Source organism: Microbacterium sp. 4R-513 (genome assembly GCF_011046485.1).
Taxonomy (GTDB): Bacteria; Actinomycetota; Actinomycetes; order Actinomycetales; family Microbacteriaceae; genus Microbacterium.
Genome location: NZ_CP049256.1, coordinates 3,779,433 through 3,794,050, shown reverse-complemented (window position 1 = coordinate 3,794,050; position 14,618 = coordinate 3,779,433). Strand labels below are relative to the sequence as shown.

The 14,618-nt window shown below is 70.3% G+C and carries 11 protein-coding genes and 1 pseudogene; 8 read left to right on the top strand and 4 right to left on the bottom strand.

Annotated elements, in window-relative coordinates; genetic code table 11:
• Positions 1 to 3: 3 nt before the first annotated feature.
• Positions 4 to 897 carry an Lrp/AsnC family transcriptional regulator gene (locus tag G5T42_RS16955; protein WP_165129917.1) on the bottom strand — a complete coding sequence of 298 codons (894 nt, stop codon included), beginning with the start codon at positions 895 to 897 and terminating at the stop codon, positions 4 to 6.
• A gap of 215 nt (positions 898 to 1,112) precedes the next feature.
• On the opposite strand from G5T42_RS16955, the gene G5T42_RS16950 reads away from it, so the two are divergent.
• From G5T42_RS16950 to G5T42_RS16930, 5 genes and pseudogenes are all read left to right on the top strand, one after another.
• A complete protein-coding gene (locus G5T42_RS16950; RefSeq protein ID WP_165129916.1) occupies positions 1,113 to 2,441 on the top strand; it encodes an MFS transporter in 1,329 nt (442 codons plus the stop codon).
• Positions 2,438 to 4,109, top strand: a pseudogene (locus G5T42_RS16945) (amidohydrolase). The gene G5T42_RS16950 and the pseudogene G5T42_RS16945 overlap by 4 nt, the downstream one beginning before the upstream one ends.
• 9 nt (positions 4,110 to 4,118) lie before the next feature.
• Positions 4,119 to 5,750, top strand: coding sequence for a thiamine pyrophosphate-dependent enzyme (locus G5T42_RS16940; RefSeq protein WP_165129915.1), 1,632 nt, complete (start codon positions 4,119 to 4,121; stop codon positions 5,748 to 5,750).
• Entirely contained in the window at positions 5,747 to 6,706 is a 960-nt protein-coding gene (gene speB / locus G5T42_RS16935) for an agmatinase (RefSeq protein ID WP_165129914.1), read from the top strand. Before G5T42_RS16940 ends, speB begins: the two co-directional genes overlap by 4 nt.
• A 42-nt stretch (positions 6,707 to 6,748) precedes the next feature.
• Complete coding sequence (locus G5T42_RS16930) at positions 6,749 to 7,117, top strand: DUF2200 domain-containing protein (RefSeq protein WP_165129913.1); 369 nt, start codon at positions 6,749 to 6,751, stop codon at positions 7,115 to 7,117.
• 51 nt (positions 7,118 to 7,168) lie between these two features.
• Here the strand turns inward: G5T42_RS16930 and G5T42_RS16925 are convergent, their stop codons facing one another.
• Together G5T42_RS16925 and G5T42_RS16920 are read right to left on the bottom strand one after the other, a co-directional pair.
• On the bottom strand, positions 7,169 to 9,796 hold the full coding sequence (locus G5T42_RS16925) for a PEP/pyruvate-binding domain-containing protein (protein ID WP_165129912.1): 2,628 nt from the start codon (positions 9,794 to 9,796) through the stop codon (positions 7,169 to 7,171).
• A gap of 111 nt (positions 9,797 to 9,907) precedes the next feature.
• The gene (locus G5T42_RS16920; protein ID WP_165129911.1) at positions 9,908 to 10,153 is read right to left on the bottom strand and encodes a DUF4287 domain-containing protein; all 246 of its coding nucleotides are present in this window, start codon (positions 10,151 to 10,153) and stop codon (positions 9,908 to 9,910) included.
• Between the two features lie 77 nt (positions 10,154 to 10,230).
• On the opposite strand from G5T42_RS16920, the gene G5T42_RS16915 reads away from it, so the two are divergent.
• The 3 genes from G5T42_RS16915 to G5T42_RS16905 all read left to right on the top strand — a co-directional run bounded on the left by G5T42_RS16915 (position 10,231) and on the right by G5T42_RS16905 (position 12,819).
• Positions 10,231 to 11,139 carry a L,D-transpeptidase gene (locus G5T42_RS16915; protein ID WP_165129910.1) on the top strand — a complete coding sequence of 303 codons (909 nt, stop codon included), beginning with the start codon at positions 10,231 to 10,233 and terminating at the stop codon, positions 11,137 to 11,139.
• Between the two features lie 35 nt (positions 11,140 to 11,174).
• Entirely contained in the window at positions 11,175 to 11,741 is a 567-nt protein-coding gene (locus G5T42_RS16910; RefSeq protein WP_165129909.1) for a mismatch-specific DNA-glycosylase, read from the top strand.
• 76 nt (positions 11,742 to 11,817) lie between these two features.
• A complete protein-coding gene (locus tag G5T42_RS16905) occupies positions 11,818 to 12,819 on the top strand; it encodes an aldo/keto reductase (protein ID WP_165129908.1) in 1,002 nt (333 codons plus the stop codon).
• A gap of 76 nt (positions 12,820 to 12,895) precedes the next feature.
• On the opposite strand, the gene G5T42_RS16900 is transcribed toward G5T42_RS16905, so the two are convergent.
• The gene (locus G5T42_RS16900; RefSeq protein ID WP_241245879.1) at positions 12,896 to 14,581 is read right to left on the bottom strand and encodes a glycoside hydrolase family 55 protein; all 1,686 of its coding nucleotides are present in this window, start codon (positions 14,579 to 14,581) and stop codon (positions 12,896 to 12,898) included.
• Positions 14,582 to 14,618 lie beyond the last annotated feature (37 nt).

The following is a 14,618-nucleotide window of genomic DNA, read 5'->3' as shown; positions in this document are numbered from 1 at the left end:
GCGCTACGCGCGCACGGGTCTGAGCGTGCGCGCGTAGTCCTCCTTCAGCACGGCGAGGTGGAACCACGCCTCGACGTGCGCGACGCCGGCGAGGGAGCGGATCCGTTCGAGGCTCGCGTACAGCGCTCCGGCGGACGGTTCGACGAGCGTCATGACGGCGTCGAACCGTCCCAGGGTGCGCGCCGCGAAGTCCACGCCGCGCCAGCTCCGCAACACCTCCATGACGCTGTCGTCGTCCGCCGTCAGGTTCAGCCCGACGCCCATGGACAGCTGCCGATGTGCCAGCCCGCGCGCCTCGACCGCGCTGATCTTGATGACTCCGGCTTCGATGAGACGCTCCACGCGCGTCGTGACGGCGGAAGGCGAGAGGCGAACCGAGTCGCCCAGGGCGCGGAAGCTCATCCGGCCGTCGCGCTGGAGAAGTTCGATGAGAGCCGTGTCCGTCGAGTCGATCGTGACGTCTCCGCGGTATTCGGAGACGAAGAACCCCTTCACGACGCTCGAGTAGATGAGGGTGTTGATGTCGACGACCCTCGGCATCGTCCGGATCAGAGCCAAGAGGTCGTGCAGGGCGTCCATCGAGCCGACCCGCACTTCGGTGACGAGGTCGTGCGCGCCGCCGACCGCGGAGACGAGCACCGTCTCACTCAATCCGCGGAGCGCCTGCGCGAGAGGCTCCACCGTGCCGTCCGTGCGCACCGAGACGTGAGCGAGCACGTGCTGCCCGAGGAAACCGGGATCGACGGCCGCGACCACTCGCACGGTGCCGTCGGCGAGCATCACCCGCAGGCGCTCAGACACCGCCGACCGCGGCCGCGCGAGCTGCTGGGAGAGGGAGTGGATGCTGGCCCGGCCGTTCTCCTGCAGCGCCCGGATCAGTTCGGCGTCGAAGTCCATGTCGTGCTCGATTCGTCGATTTTCCCGGGATCGCCTCGAATCCCTGACAAAAGTGAACCACAGAGGCGGCTTGCCGTGACATATCCCGGTGAGATGCGCAGGTTTGGAATCGAAAGTCCAGTTCTCCGCTCGTTCGGCTGGACTTTCGCGCTTGCCGCGGGCCGTCGAGGCTCGTAGCATCCATCGCGTCCCCGAACACCCGCAAAGGAGCGGTCATGACCTCCACCACGACGACGAGTCGAGCGCGACGAGCAGGCCTCGCGGCCTTCGCCGGCACCACGATCGAGTGGTACGACTTCTACATCTACGCGACGGCGGCGGCCCTCGTGTTCGGTCCGCTCTTCTTCCCGAGCGACGATCCCCTCGCCGAGACCGCGGCGGCCTTCGCCACCTTCGCCGTCGCCTTCCTGGTTCGTCCCCTCGGCGGCATCCTCTTCGGCCACATCGGCGACAAGCTCGGCCGGCGGGTCTCGCTCGTCATCACCCTGCTGCTGATGGGCGTCTCGACCGTCCTCGTCGGCTGCCTTCCGACCTATGCCGACATCGGCGTCTGGGCGCCGATCCTCCTGATCCTCCTGCGCGCACTGCAGGGACTGGCGGTGGGCGGCGAGTGGGGCGGTGCCGTCCTGATGAGCGTCGAGCACGCACCCGTCGGCAAGAAGACCTTCTACGGAGGCTTCACGCAGCTGGGCAACCCGGCCGGGGCCCTCCTCGCCTCGGGGATCTTCGCCATCATGGCGCGCGCCGGCGACGACTTCATCATGAACGGCGGGTGGCGCATCCCGTTCCTGCTCTCCATCGTCCTGGTCGGCGTCGGCTTCTGGGTCCGCTACCGGGTCGAGGAGTCGCCCGTGTTCGAGTCCAAGGTCGAGGGCCGCAAACAGTCCATGCCGCTCGCTTTCGCGCTGCGCGTCAACTGGTGGCCGATCCTGCTCGGCATCGGCCTCCTGCCGATCTCGACGGGCGGCTACTACCTCGCCACGACCTTCGCGACCGCCTACGCGACGGGCGACCCGATCAATGTGAGCGAGTCGGTCATCCTGGACGCGATGACGATCGCGTCGCTCATCGAGTTCCTGGTCACCCTTCCGGTCGCGTGGCTCGGCGACAAGTGGGGGCGCAAGAACATCATGTACATCGGTCTGGCCACGTCGGTGCTGACCTTCGTGCCGTTCATGCTCATCCTTCCCGGCCGCGTTGAGCCCCTCATCTTCCTGTTCGCCGCACTGGTGCGGATCGCGATGAGTGCCACCTATGCGCCGATCGCCGCGATCCTTGCCCAGATGTTCCGTCCCCAGGCGCGCTACACATCGATCGCTCTGTCGTACGGCGTGGGCGCCGCCATCTGGGCCGGCTTCTCCCCGTGGTTCGCGACGCAGCTGATCGCGTGGACGGGCAGCATCTGGTCGGTCATCGCGATGTTCACCGGCATGGCGATCCTCGCTGCGGTCTGCACCAGGCTCGCGCCGCAGCACTCCGATGAAGCGCCCGTGACCGACTCCTTCACGCCCCGCACCGACACGACGACGAACCGGATCTCATGAGGAAGCTCACCGCCTTCGACCGTTCCGCCCAGACCACGCCCCGTCTCGTCGCGGCGCGGATGATCCGCACCGTCGACGCAGCCGGAAGCACGGCCACCGCCATGCTCACCCATGCCGGTCGCATCCTGGAGATCGGTTCCCTCGCCGACTGCGAGGCGGCTGCCGAGCGTTCGGGGCTGGAGCCCGAGCGCGTGGACCTCGGCGATGCGGTCGTCGTTCCCGGCTTCGTCGACGCCCATGCGCATCCGCTCATGTTCGGTCAGCTCATGACGTGGGTCGACTGCGGGCCCGAGAAGGCGGGGAGCATTCCCGAGATCATCCGACTGCTGAAGGATGCCGCCAAAGACCTCCCGGAGGGCCGGCCCGTGCGGGGCTACGGCTACGAGCATCGGAATCTCGCCGAGCAGCGGCATCCCACCCGCTTCGAATTGGACGAAGTGGCGACGGATCGCGAGGTCTACCTCATGAACGCGTCGGGCCACGGCGGGGTCGTGAACTCGCACACGTTCGCGTTGCACGGCGTCGACCGCGACACCCCCGACCCGGACGGCGGCGAGTTCTTCCGCGACGCTGAGGGCGAGCTGACCGGGGAGATCTCGGATGCCGCATGCAACATCCTGACGGGGGTGCACGGCGTCAAGATCGGCCATCACGGTCCGAACTTCCACCTCGCGGACGAGCCGGAGGAGCACCTGCGGCAGCTGGATGCCGCGACCCAGCGCTTCCTCGCCGGCGGCGTGACGACGATCGGCGATGCGCAGGTGTCGCGGCGCGAGTTCGACATGTATCTCCGGCTCGCCGAGGCCGGGCGGCTGGAACTGCGCGTCTCGATGTACCTGCTGTCGCATCTTCTCGACGAGGCGCTCGAAATGGGACTCGTCGGTCAGTTCGGCAATGCACACCTGAGCTTCGCCGGCATCAAGCTGTACGCCGACGGCACGCTCGGCGGCTGGACGGCCTACTTCCCCGACGGCTACGTCGGCGATCCGTGCCGAACGGGGCAGCTCTACCATGAGCCCGCTGAATACACCGAGCTCATCCGACGCGCGCACGGAGCGGGGCTGCAGACGGCGACGCACGCGCAGTCGCCGACCGCGATCGAGATGGTGGTGTCGGCGATCGAGACGGCGCTCGCCGAGCGCCCCGATGCCGATGCGCGGCACCGGATCGAGCACTGCGGGCTGCCGACGCCCGAGCAGATCCGGCGCATGGCGGCCGCCGGCATCCGTCCCGTCAACCAGACGCAGCACTACTTCAGCTGGGGCGAAGGGGTCGAGCAGGCGATCGGCACGCCGGGGGGAGCGGTTCAATCCGCTCGGCGAGTTCGAGGCCGCGGGCGTGCCGTTCACGATCTCATCCGACGCTCCGGTGGCTGAGCCCATCCCGCTCGAGGCGATCCAGACCGCAGTGACACGAGTGACGCGGAGGGGGCACCGGCTGGGACCCGACGGACTGCGGGTGTCCGCCGAATCGGCGCTCCGCGCTCACACCTACGAAGGCGCCGTCTCGCTCGGACGCGAGGACGACCTCGGCTCGCTCGAGCCCGGCAAGTACGCCGACTTCGTGGTGCTCAGCGACGATCCGCTCGCGGTGGCCGCCGAGGAGATCTCGCGCATCCAGGTGCTCGAGACGTGGGTCGACGGCGAGCGCCGCCACCGGATCGGCTGAGGAGGACGCGTGAGCACCGAGCACTACGCCGACACGGCCGGACGTGCCGTCATGGAGACGATTCGCGCCTACGGGGTGACGACGATCTTCGGGATCCCCGGTACGCACAACCTCGAGCTGTACCGTCCGCTGGCCGAGCTCGGCATCCGTGCCGTCACGAACCGCCACGAGCAGGGCTCGGGCTACGGAGCCGACGGCTGGGCGCAGCAGACGGGTCTGCCGGGCGTCGTCATCACGACCTCCGGACCGGGTCTGCAGAACGCCATGAGCGCCATCGGCACGGCTTTCTGCGAATCCCGTCCGCTGCTGGTCATCTCGCCGGGAGTGCCCCGGGGCGAGGAGTTCCGCGATGTCGGCACGCTGCATGAGACGAAGGATGCCTCGGCGATGGTCGCCGCGATCGCCGAGTGGTCGCGACGCGTGTCGAGTGCCGCCGAAGCCGTCGATGCCGTGCACGACGCCTTCGCGCTCTTCCGCAGCGGCCGGCCGCGCCCCGTCCACATCGAGATCCCGCTCGACGTCCTCGAGGCGCCGGCCGCCATCAACGGCGGAGCGCGGGCGGCGCGCCCGGCACCCCGGGCCGACAAGCTCGACCGCGACGCCGTGGCACGGGCCGTCGATCTGCTCGCCGGGGCCCGGAATCCCGTCATCGTCACAGGCGGTGGGGCGGCGCACGCCGTGCGCGAGGTGACGGCGCTCGCGGAACGTCTCTCGGCGCCGGTGCTGACGACTTTGAACGGCAAGGCCACGCTGGATGAGAGGCATCCCCTCTCGCTCGGGTCGAACCTGCGGCTGGCGGCCGCCCGCGAGGTGGCCGAGAGCGCCGACGTGCTCATCGTGCTGGGGTCGAAGCTCGGCTCGGCGGAGCTGTGGGCGCCGTCGCTGGAAGCGGGGGGCGCCGTCGTGCGCGTCGACATCTCGGCCGCTCAATTGCATAAGAATCTCGAGGCGACGGTCGGCATCGTGGGCCCGTGCGCCGCCGTCGTGGATGCGCTGCTCGACGCACTGCCCATCGAAGAGCGCCCGGCCCCGGATCTGGAGCCGCATCGCGCGGCCATCGCGGCGGAAGCCCGAGCTGCGCTTCCCGGCACCGTCGAGCTCGCCGAGCACATCGCAGCCGGGCTGCCCGCCGACGCGATCGTCGCCGGCGACTCGTCACAGATCGTCTATCTGGGCCTCGCCAACGTCATGCGGCAGGCGCGACCCCACTCCTTGCTGTACACCCCGACGTACGCGACGCTCGGCTACGGGCTGCCTGCGGCCATCGGCGCGCGCATCGCCGCGCCCGAGCGGCCGGTCGTCGCGGTGCTGGGCGACGGCGCCCTGATGTTCTCGGTCAATGAGCTCGCGACCGCCGTGGAGCAGCGACTCGGCCTCGTCGTCGTCTGCGTCGACAACGGCGGCTACGCGGAGATCCGCCAGAACGAGGTGGACCGCGGCATCGACCCCATCGGCGTCGACCTCGTGCAGCCCGACTGGGTCGCGCTCGCCACCGCCTTCGGCGGAGCGGGCTGCCGCGTCGAGAGCCTGGCCGAGGTGGCGCCGACCATCCGAGCCGCCATCGCCGCGGGCGGCGTGCAGCTCGTCCACATCCCTCAGGCGGCGCTGGACCGCCCTGGCACGTCGAGAGGCGACTCATGACCGACAACATCGGACCGGTCGACGCATCGGTCAACCCCCGCTATGCCGGCATCGCGACCTTCGCGCGGCTGCCCCGCATCGAGGACGTCTCGCGCGCCGACATCGCTGTGGTCGGCATCCCCTTCGACTCGGGGGTGAGCTATCGTCCGGGCGCGCGCTTCGGCCCGTCGCACGTGCGCGAGTCGTCGCGGCTGCTCCGCCCGTACAACCCGGCGCAGGACGTGTCGCCTTTCGCCGAGGCGCAGGTCGTCGACGCCGGCGACATCCCGGTGAATCCGTTCGACATCGCCGAGGCCGTCGGTGAGATCGAGCGCGCGTCGACCGACCTCGGCGAGCGCGTCGACCGGATCGTCACGATCGGCGGCGACCACACGATCGCCCTCCCACTGCTGCGCTCCGCCGCGAAGAAGCACGGCCCGGTCGCCGTGCTGCACTTCGATGCGCACCTCGACACGTGGGACACCTATTTCGGGGCGCCCGTCACGCACGGGACGCCCTTCCGTCGTGCGAGCGAGGAGGGACTGATCGACCTCACCGCGAGCTGCCACGTCGGCACGCGCGGGCCGCTCTACTCCAAGCAGGATCTCGATGACGACGAGCGGCTGGGCTTCTCGATCGTGTCGAGCGTCGACGTCGAGGAGCAGGGTGTGGCGACCGCCATCGAGCGGATGCTGCGCCGGCTCGGGGACCGCCCCGTCTACGTCTCGATCGACATCGACGTGCTCGACCCGGCGCACGCACCCGGGACCGGAACGCCCGAGGCGGGCGGCTTGACGAGCCGGGAGGTGCTCCGGATGCTGCGGGCTCTGCGAGGCAGCAGGATCGTCGGCGCCGACGTGGTCGAGGTCTCGCCCGCCTACGACCACGCTCAGGTGACCGGCATCGCCGCGAGCCATGTGCTCTACGAGCTGGTCACGCTCATGGCCGCGCAGATCGCCGCCGACCGGTCCGCGTAACGCCCACGCGCGGCGGAGGGCCTGCAGCGGGACAATAGGGTCATGGCGAACGACCGCATCTTACGCATGAGCTTCGCGAGCATCTATCCGCTCTATCTTCAGAAAGTGGAGCGCAAGGGGCACACGAAGGCGGAGCTGGACGAGGTGCTCACCTGGCTCACGGGCTACGACGAGCCGGGTCTCGAGAAGGCGATCGCGGACGGCGTCGACCTCGCCGGCTTCTTCGCCGGGGCCCCCGCCATGAGCCCGCATGCCGGCCTCATCACCGGGGTCATCTGCGGTATGCGGGTCGAAGACATCGAGGACCCGCTGATGCAGCAGATCCGCTGGATGGACAAGCTCGTGGACGAGGTCGCGCGCGGGAAGAAGATGTCGTCCATCCTGCGCGCGCCGGCACCGGCCACGGCCTGAGGTCACCCGGGTCGCTCGCTGTGCCCGCGGAGACCGCGCGCGTCTCGGCCGTTAGCCGGCCGGCGCCTCTACGCGCGATGGGACCGTCACGAGCCCGCTTGCGCCGTCGACCGTCACCTCCATACCGGTCGAGATGGTCTGCGTCGCGCCGGGGACGCCGACGACGGCGGGGATGCCGTACTCCCGCGCCACGACCGCGCCGTGGCTGTTCGCGCCGCCCATCTCCATGACGAGCCCGCCGGCCGTGAGGAAGAGCGGCGTCCACCCGGGGTCGGTGGACGGCGCGACGAGGATCTCCCCGGGCTGGAGTTCCGCCCCGGCGGGATCCAGGATGACGCGGGCCGAGGCCGTCACCGTACCGGCGGACGCGGGGGTGCCGCGGAGAGCTCCGGCCTCGCCTGGCGGCGCGGCGGATGCCAGGGCCTCGAGCTCCGTGCCGTCCGACAGCAGCACACGCGGCACATGGCGTCGCCGCAGCTCGGTGTCGTACCGCTCCCTCCGCTCGCGCACGACGCCGCGCAGATCCTCGCCCGCCGCTGCGCGCTTGACCTCGTCGAAGTCGAGGAAGAAGACGTCCTCCGCGTGCGAGATGCGATTGGACCCGGCCAGCTCGGCGCCGATGCGCGCCATCTCGGCGCGAGCCTTCGCCATGGCGGTGATCATGAGGAATTTCGGCATCTCACGGATGCCGATGAGCGCTCGCGCGCGGCGGAGACAGGCCGCTACGAGGGCGGCACGCAGACGCCCTCGGCGTCGGGCGCGCCGGACGAGCGTCCGCACCATGTCTTCGGCCTCCCGTTCACCGTCGGCGAAGCGGCGCGCAGGCGTGACGGCATCCGCACCGAGGCGGAGGTATCCCGAGAGGACGCCGAACAGGTGGGAGGGATCGTCCGACCACCGCGGCATGCCGAGGTCGATCTCCGCCACGGCCCGGTGGCCGTACCGGCTCAGGAAGTCCCTCATGGCGGCCTGCAACACGGCGGGGAGCCTTCCGCCGCGGTACTCCGCCGCGAGGTCGGCCGCCGTCCGTGTCTCGAGGGCCGCCGCCGATTCCGCATCGTTCCGGGCGCGCACCGCGACGCGCCACAGCTCGAGATCCATCTCGGTCGTGACGTTGTCGGGCACGCTCCGCAGCACCGTCTGCAGGTCGCCGGGCTTTGTCGAGCCGCGGAGGAGGCGCCCGGCAAGACTCAGGGCTGCGAAGCCGACGAGGGCCGCGGGGAGGCTCCGCGGTGCGAGGGGCATCGCGCCGGCGAGCAGGGCGACGACGGCGTCGACGCGGGAGGTGATGTCGCCGGCGGCGGGCAGGTCGCGCGCGGCGACCTCCGCGGCGAGGCGCCGGACGCGATGCCGGGCGGCGGCAGGGCTGATGATCGCCTGGGCCGCGATGAGCGGCAGCCGGATCCGCACCGCCAGGCGGAGGAAGCCCCGGGCGAATCCGCGACGGGTTCCCGGCAGCACCGAGAACCGAGGATCCGGGAGCAGCCCTCGAAGCACGACGGACGACCGGGCCTCCATGACGTCGAGCAGCCGGGGGAAGATCGCACGGCCCGCCGCGGACCGCACCACCGGTGTCGCATCGACGAAGATCCGGTCGCCGGCGACCGCGAAGCCCGCGGGACCGTCGACGATCCGCGCAGGCGGACGGCCGATGAGGTCGAGGAAGCCCGACCCGATGATGCGGAACGTCGCGATCCCCATCGGCGTGATGGGACGGTGGAGCCCTTGCGCCAGGCTGACGCAGAAATAGACGCGAGTCTCGCCCGGCAGAGGTCTGCCGCGGTGGGGGATGGGATACAGCGTCGTGATGGGGCGGGACTGCGTCACCCAGGCGTGGGCCTCGGCATCCAGTGCCCACTCGATGTCCTGCGGGCTGCCGAAGGCCTCCTCGACACGACCACCCAGCGCGGCGAGCATCAGCACCTGGTCGTCGGTCAGGCTGACCGGGCGATCATCGCTCGAGCCGCCGGGTCTCCGGTCGAGGATCCGGCCGCTGGCGGTGTCCACAACGAAGTGGTCAGGGTCGACGGAGCCCGAGACGACGGACTCGCCGAGACCCGGGGCGGCGTCGAGCACCGCCTGCCGCCGCCGGCCCGTCACGGGGTCGGCGGTGAACAGCACGCCCGCGGCGGCGGCGTCCACCATGCGCTGGACGACGACCGCGAGGGCGACTCCCGAGCCGTCGATGCCCTGAGCGGAGCGGTAGGCCACCGCCCGGTCCGTCCACAGCGAGGCCCAGCAGCGGTGGACGGCGTCGAGCACGTTATCGATGCCCGCAACGTCGAGGTAGGTGTCCTGCTGCCCGGCGAAGCTCGCGCCGGGCAGATCCTCCGCGGTGGCCGAGGACCGTACCGCGACCGGTCCGCCGTCCGGCTCCAGGTCGGCATAGGCGGCTCGCACAGCATCCGAGACAGCCTCGGGAATGGGTGCGGCGAGCACAGCTGCCCGAGCGGCCGCAGCATCCTGAGCCGATCCGTCCTCGACGGCGGTCCCCGCGACCGCACGCCGATACGCCTGGGTCGTGATGCAGAAGCCGGGCGGCACGTCGAAGCCGGCGCGGATCAGTTCGCCGAGGTTCGCCGCCTTGCCGCCGACGCGCGGAAGGTCGTCGGCGGAGAGCTCCGCGAGATCGACGACGAGGGAGCCGTCATCGGCATCGGGTCTGCGGGCTGCGACCATGGCGGGTCCTTCCGGTCGGCGAGATCCACAGCGGTGGGGTCGAGTGCAGGATCACACTCCGCCGACCCGGCCGCAAGGCCTCGGGCCGACCGCCACGAGACCGCCCCGCGATCAGCCTCCGAGCTGTGCCTTCGTATAGCCGACGAGCGCCTGCGCGTGGCCGTGGCCCATGCCGTACTCCGACTTGAGGTACTCGACGACCTCCATGTGCTTCTTCGTGTCGAGCTGATCGGCGACGAGATCGAGCCAGTCCTGAATCGGCCGGCCGTAGTTCTTCTCGATGCTCGGGAAGTACGACGCCGGTCCCTTCAGCTTCTCGTCCGAGGGCGGCGGGGGAGTCACGCGATGTTCTGGCATGCCGCGATGCTAGCGAGGCTCGCCGACAGCCGCGACCGCAGGTTGCGGCACCTGGACCGCCCGCCGACGATGGAGTCATGGGGCGATCGGGCGGAAGGATGCTGTGGGTCGCCGTGACGCTCGCGGCTACGTTGCTGCTCGGCCTCGGCGTCGCCTGGGTCGCGCAGCGGCCGGAGGCTGAGGCATCCATCCCCTCCCGCTCGCCGACCCCCGCGATCACGGCACCCGAGACCCCGACGCCCACTCCGACCCCGGCCCCGACGCCGACGGGATTTCCGGCGAACACAGCGGCGTACGACCTCGATGCGCTGCCCTCGTCGGACGTCTTCGCGGTCATCCCCTCGGTGCCCGTGGACGATGCACCGTACGCGCCCTTCGTGGGAGAGACGGCGACACCCCGCGACTGGGCGGCTCCCGTGTTCGCCGATCCGCTCGGCCAGCCGGTCGCGCGGCTGCTGCGCGATTTCGTCTACGGCGGCGCGACGGTTCCGGTCGTCGAACGGCAGGCGAACTGGGTCAAGGTGCTCCTCACGGGGCGCCAGGCGGTGCCGTCCGAGGGCGACCCGGGCCAGGTCACCGGATGGCTGCGAGCGCAGGATGTCACTCTCGCGCCGATCGACACGATGGTCGAGGTGAGCATCTCGGCGCGGACGGTCGACGTCTGGCGCGGCGGCGTCCCCGAGCGGATCTCGAACGACTTCGCCTGGGGCACGGAGGCGACACCGACGCCGCTGGGCCGCTCGTTCGTCATGCTCGTCCGCGCGGACCCGAACCTCTGGTACACCCGCGGTCACCCGATCGTGTACCTCTCGGTGCAGTCGCCGACGCTCGACGGCTTCGGCGGGTCGAGCGTCGCTGTGACGGCCTTCCACTATCACGACGACCACTCCGGGCAGATCTCGAACGGATGCCTCCGCATGGACCCCGACGCGATCGAGAAGCTCGCCCAGCTGCCGCCCGGAACACCGGTCTTCATCCGGGCGTGAGCCCCGGCCGCCCGCCGAGGCGCGAGGATGGCGTGATGGGCTTCACACGCGCAGAGCTCGAGTCGTATCGCGATGCCGTCATCGACGACCTCATGCCGGCGCATCCGCGGCTCGTCTTCGTCGGGATCAACCCGGGCCTGTGGACGGCCGCGACCAACACCCCGTTCGCGCGTCCCGGCAACCGGTTCTATCCGGCGCTCGCCGCGGCCGGGATCATCCCGCGCGTGCCGGCGTACTCCGCGGGCTTCTCCGACGAAGACCGCCGCCTCCTGCTCGATCGGGGGATAGGCATCTCGAGCATCGTGCGCCGGGCGACCGCGCGGGCCGACGAGCTCACGCGCGAAGAGCTGCGGGAAGGCGCCGAACGGGTGGCCGCGGATGCCGCGCGGTGGGGTGCACCCGTGATCGCGATCCTGGGGCTCACGGCCTACCGCCAGGGCTTCGCACGACCGCGTGCCGTGCAGGGGCGGCAGGAGGAGCGGCTCGGCGACTCCGAGCTCTGGGTCGTCCCGAACCCCAGCGGGCTCAACGCGCACGACACCATCCAGTCGCTCGCCGAAGCCTACGCGGGTCCTGCGCGCGCCGCCGGCATCGTCCCCTGAGCCGGGCCCCGCGGCACCCGAGCGCCCGGGAGGGGCCAGGATAGAGAAACCCCTCCCTGTTCGAAGGAGTTCCGTCATGCAGCAGCGCCCCCTCGGCCGCACCGGTCGTCACGTCTCGGCGATCGGCCTCGGCACCTGGCAGCTCGGCGCCGATTGGGGCGATGTCAGCGAGAGCGACGCGCGGGCGGTGCTCGAGGCATCCGTCGCCCACGGCGTGACGCTCTTCGACACCGCCGACGTCTACGGCGACGGGCGCAGCGAGTCGATCATCGGCGGATTCCTCGCCGAGCACCCCGAGCACGACATCGTCGTGGCGACGAAGATGGGCCGGCGCGCCGCTCAGGAGCCCGAGAACTACACGCCCGAGAACTTCCGCGCGTGGACCGAGCGCTCCCGCCTCAACCTCGGCGTCGACACCCTCGACCTCGTGCAGCTGCACTGCCCGCCGACCGCGGTCATCGAGGACGATGCGACGTACGACGCGCTCGACGAGCTCGTCGCCGACGGGGCGATCGCCGCCTACGGCGTCTCGGTCGAGACGTCGGCCCAGGCGCTCGCCGCGATCTCGCACCCGAACGTGACGAACGTGCAGATCATCCTGAACCCGTTCCGCCTGAAGCCGCTCGACGAGGTGCTGCCCGCCGCGCAGGCGGCCGATGTCGCGATCTTCGCCCGCGTGCCGCTCGCCTCGGGCCTGCTGTCTGGCAAGTACACGTCGTCGACCACCTTCGCGTCGAACGACCACCGCAACTACAACCGCCACGGCGAGGCGTTCGACCGCGGCGAGACGTTCTCGGGCGTCGACTACGAGGTGGGACTGGATGCCGCCGCCGAGCTCGCCGCCGCGCTCCCGTCCGACGTACCGCTGCCGGCGGCGACCCTGGCCTGGATCGCGTCTCTTCCGGGTGTCACGTCGGTCATCCCGGGCGCACGCAACGTCGCGCAGGCGCAGTCGAACGCGGATGCCGCCGCCCTCCTCGACGGCGCGCACTCCGGGTTCGACCTGGCGGCCTTCGACGCCGTCGTGCGGGACGTCTACGACCGCCGTCTGCGCGAGGCCATCCACCCCCAGTGGTGACGGGCGAGCCTGAAGACGCGGATGCCCCGGCCCGGCGAAGCCGCCGAGCCGAGGCATCCGTCGTCTTATCGGTTGATCAGCCGGGGTAGTCCACGATGTACTGCGGCACGCCGACCTTGGTCGTGTCGGCAGTGCCGCCCACGCCGTTGACGACGTGCAGGATCGTGCCCGCACTGAGGTTGACCGTCATGATGTGGTGCAGCTTCACGCCGGGCGTCTCCGGAACCTCGAACCCGTTCGCCGTGACGATCGACGGGTTGTTCTGGTTGAAGACGTAGACGCCTCCGCCGTCGAGCTCGTGCGTCTTCACGCCGTCAGCCACCTTGTAGCCGGGGTAGCCGAGCGTGCCGTCGGGCTGCGTCCAGTCCGCCTGCGTCGGCGGGTCGTAAGGCAGCTCGTTCTGGTACAGGATGACGCGGCCGTTCTCGCCGTTCCAGAGGGTGTTATACGTCTGGAAGTGCTCGACGAACAGGCCCGTCGCGGTGACGTTGTCGCCGTTCACGATGACGCCCGTCGTGCCGGTGTTGGTGTTCCACCGCTCGGTATCGCCTCCGGTGAACCCTTCGATGCCGTGGTCGGCGCGCCACACCCAGATGTGGTCGATGAGCACGTTGTCGGCGTTCACCTCGAGCGCCGTCGTGACCTTGCCGACGTGCGGTCCGCCCACGCGGAAGTACACGTCGTTGAGGGTGATCGGGTTCGCAGGGTCGACCTTGTTGCCGTGGCCGTCGCCGTTCGCCTTCCCGATCCGCATGAGCGCTGGGGAGAGGGTCGTGCCGGCGTCGATCGTGACGCCCGCCACGACGGCGCCCGCGACATCCTTCACCTCGATCGGCACGGCACCGCCTACGGCCGTGAGCGTCGCGTGCCCCATTCCGAGCACGACGGTGTCCGGCCGCTTGATCTCGATCGACTTGTCGATGTCGTACACGCCGGGGGTCAGCAGCAGGTTCTTGCCGCGTGCGAGGTTGTTGTTGATGACCTGCACCGAGTCGCCCGGCTTCGCGATGTAGAAGTCGGTGATCGGGATGCTGCGCCCCGACGTGGCGTCGTCGGCCCACGACGTGCCGCTCGTCTCGGTGCGCGCGGCCGGCACGCGCACGGCGTACTTGCCGTCAGCACCGACGTAGAGGAACGGCTTCTCGCGCGAGATCGGCGTCTTGTCGATCGTCGTGTACGGCGGGTTCGGGAAGGCGGAGTCGTCCGGTGCGCCGACGACGCCCGAAAAGACCTGGTTCCACACGCCGTTGCTCCAGCCGGCGACCTCGCTGTTGCGCGTGAGCCATTGCTGCTGCGAGCCGTTGATCGTGAAGGGCAGCTTCGAGTCGGCGATGAAGCCACCGCTCGCGTACTGCGGACCGGCGGTGCAGTAGTCCATCAGCGACAGGTTGGTCCCGCCGGTGAAGGCGACGCGCCGCAGCGAGACTGCCTGTGACACGGCCCAGAAGTTGGCGCTCTGCCGGCATCCGTCCTGCCCGGACTTGTCCACCTGCACCGTGAGGTTCGCGAGGGTCCGCCAGAAGTTCACGAGCGCGAGGCAGTTCGAGGTGCCGTTGTTCTCGAGGCAGCGGTTGTAGACCTCGGCGGCGCCGCGGATGACGACGTCGGACGGGGATGCGCCGAGGCCCGCGACCTCGGTGTAGTACCCGACCTGGAACTGGAGCGGGTCGGCCGCCGTTCCGTACGTGCCGGGGAGGAAGTAGACGGCGTGACGCGCCGTCGACATCTCGGCGTTCACCTGCTGCGCGGCGAGGTCGTCCATGGTCTGCTGGATCTCAGCGAGGGGAGTCGCGGGGCTG

Excerpts from the sequence above, each read along its gene's own strand:
- G5T42_RS16915 (WP_165129910.1), top strand. The coding sequence starts at position 10,231 with ATGGGGCGATCGGGCGGAAGGATGCTGTGGGTCGCCGTGACGCTCGCG.
- G5T42_RS16910 (WP_165129909.1), top strand. The coding sequence starts at position 11,175 with ATGGGCTTCACACGCGCAGAGCTCGAGTCGTATCGCGATGCCGTCATC.
- G5T42_RS16905 (WP_165129908.1), top strand. The coding sequence starts at position 11,818 with ATGCAGCAGCGCCCCCTCGGCCGCACCGGTCGTCACGTCTCGGCGATC.
- G5T42_RS16900 (WP_241245879.1), bottom strand. The coding sequence starts at position 14,581 with ATGGACGACCTCGCCGCGCAGCAGGTGAACGCCGAGATGTCGACGGCG.
- speB (WP_165129914.1), top strand. The coding sequence starts at position 5,747 with ATGACCGACAACATCGGACCGGTCGACGCATCGGTCAACCCCCGCTAT.
- G5T42_RS16920 (WP_165129911.1), bottom strand. The coding sequence starts at position 10,153 with ATGCCAGAACATCGCGTGACTCCCCCGCCGCCCTCGGACGAGAAGCTG.
- G5T42_RS16950 (WP_165129916.1), top strand. The coding sequence starts at position 1,113 with ATGACCTCCACCACGACGACGAGTCGAGCGCGACGAGCAGGCCTCGCG.
- G5T42_RS16955 (WP_165129917.1), bottom strand. The coding sequence starts at position 897 with ATGGACTTCGACGCCGAACTGATCCGGGCGCTGCAGGAGAACGGCCGG.
- G5T42_RS16930 (WP_165129913.1), top strand. The coding sequence starts at position 6,749 with ATGGCGAACGACCGCATCTTACGCATGAGCTTCGCGAGCATCTATCCG.
- G5T42_RS16925 (WP_165129912.1), bottom strand. The coding sequence starts at position 9,796 with ATGGTCGCAGCCCGCAGACCCGATGCCGATGACGGCTCCCTCGTCGTC.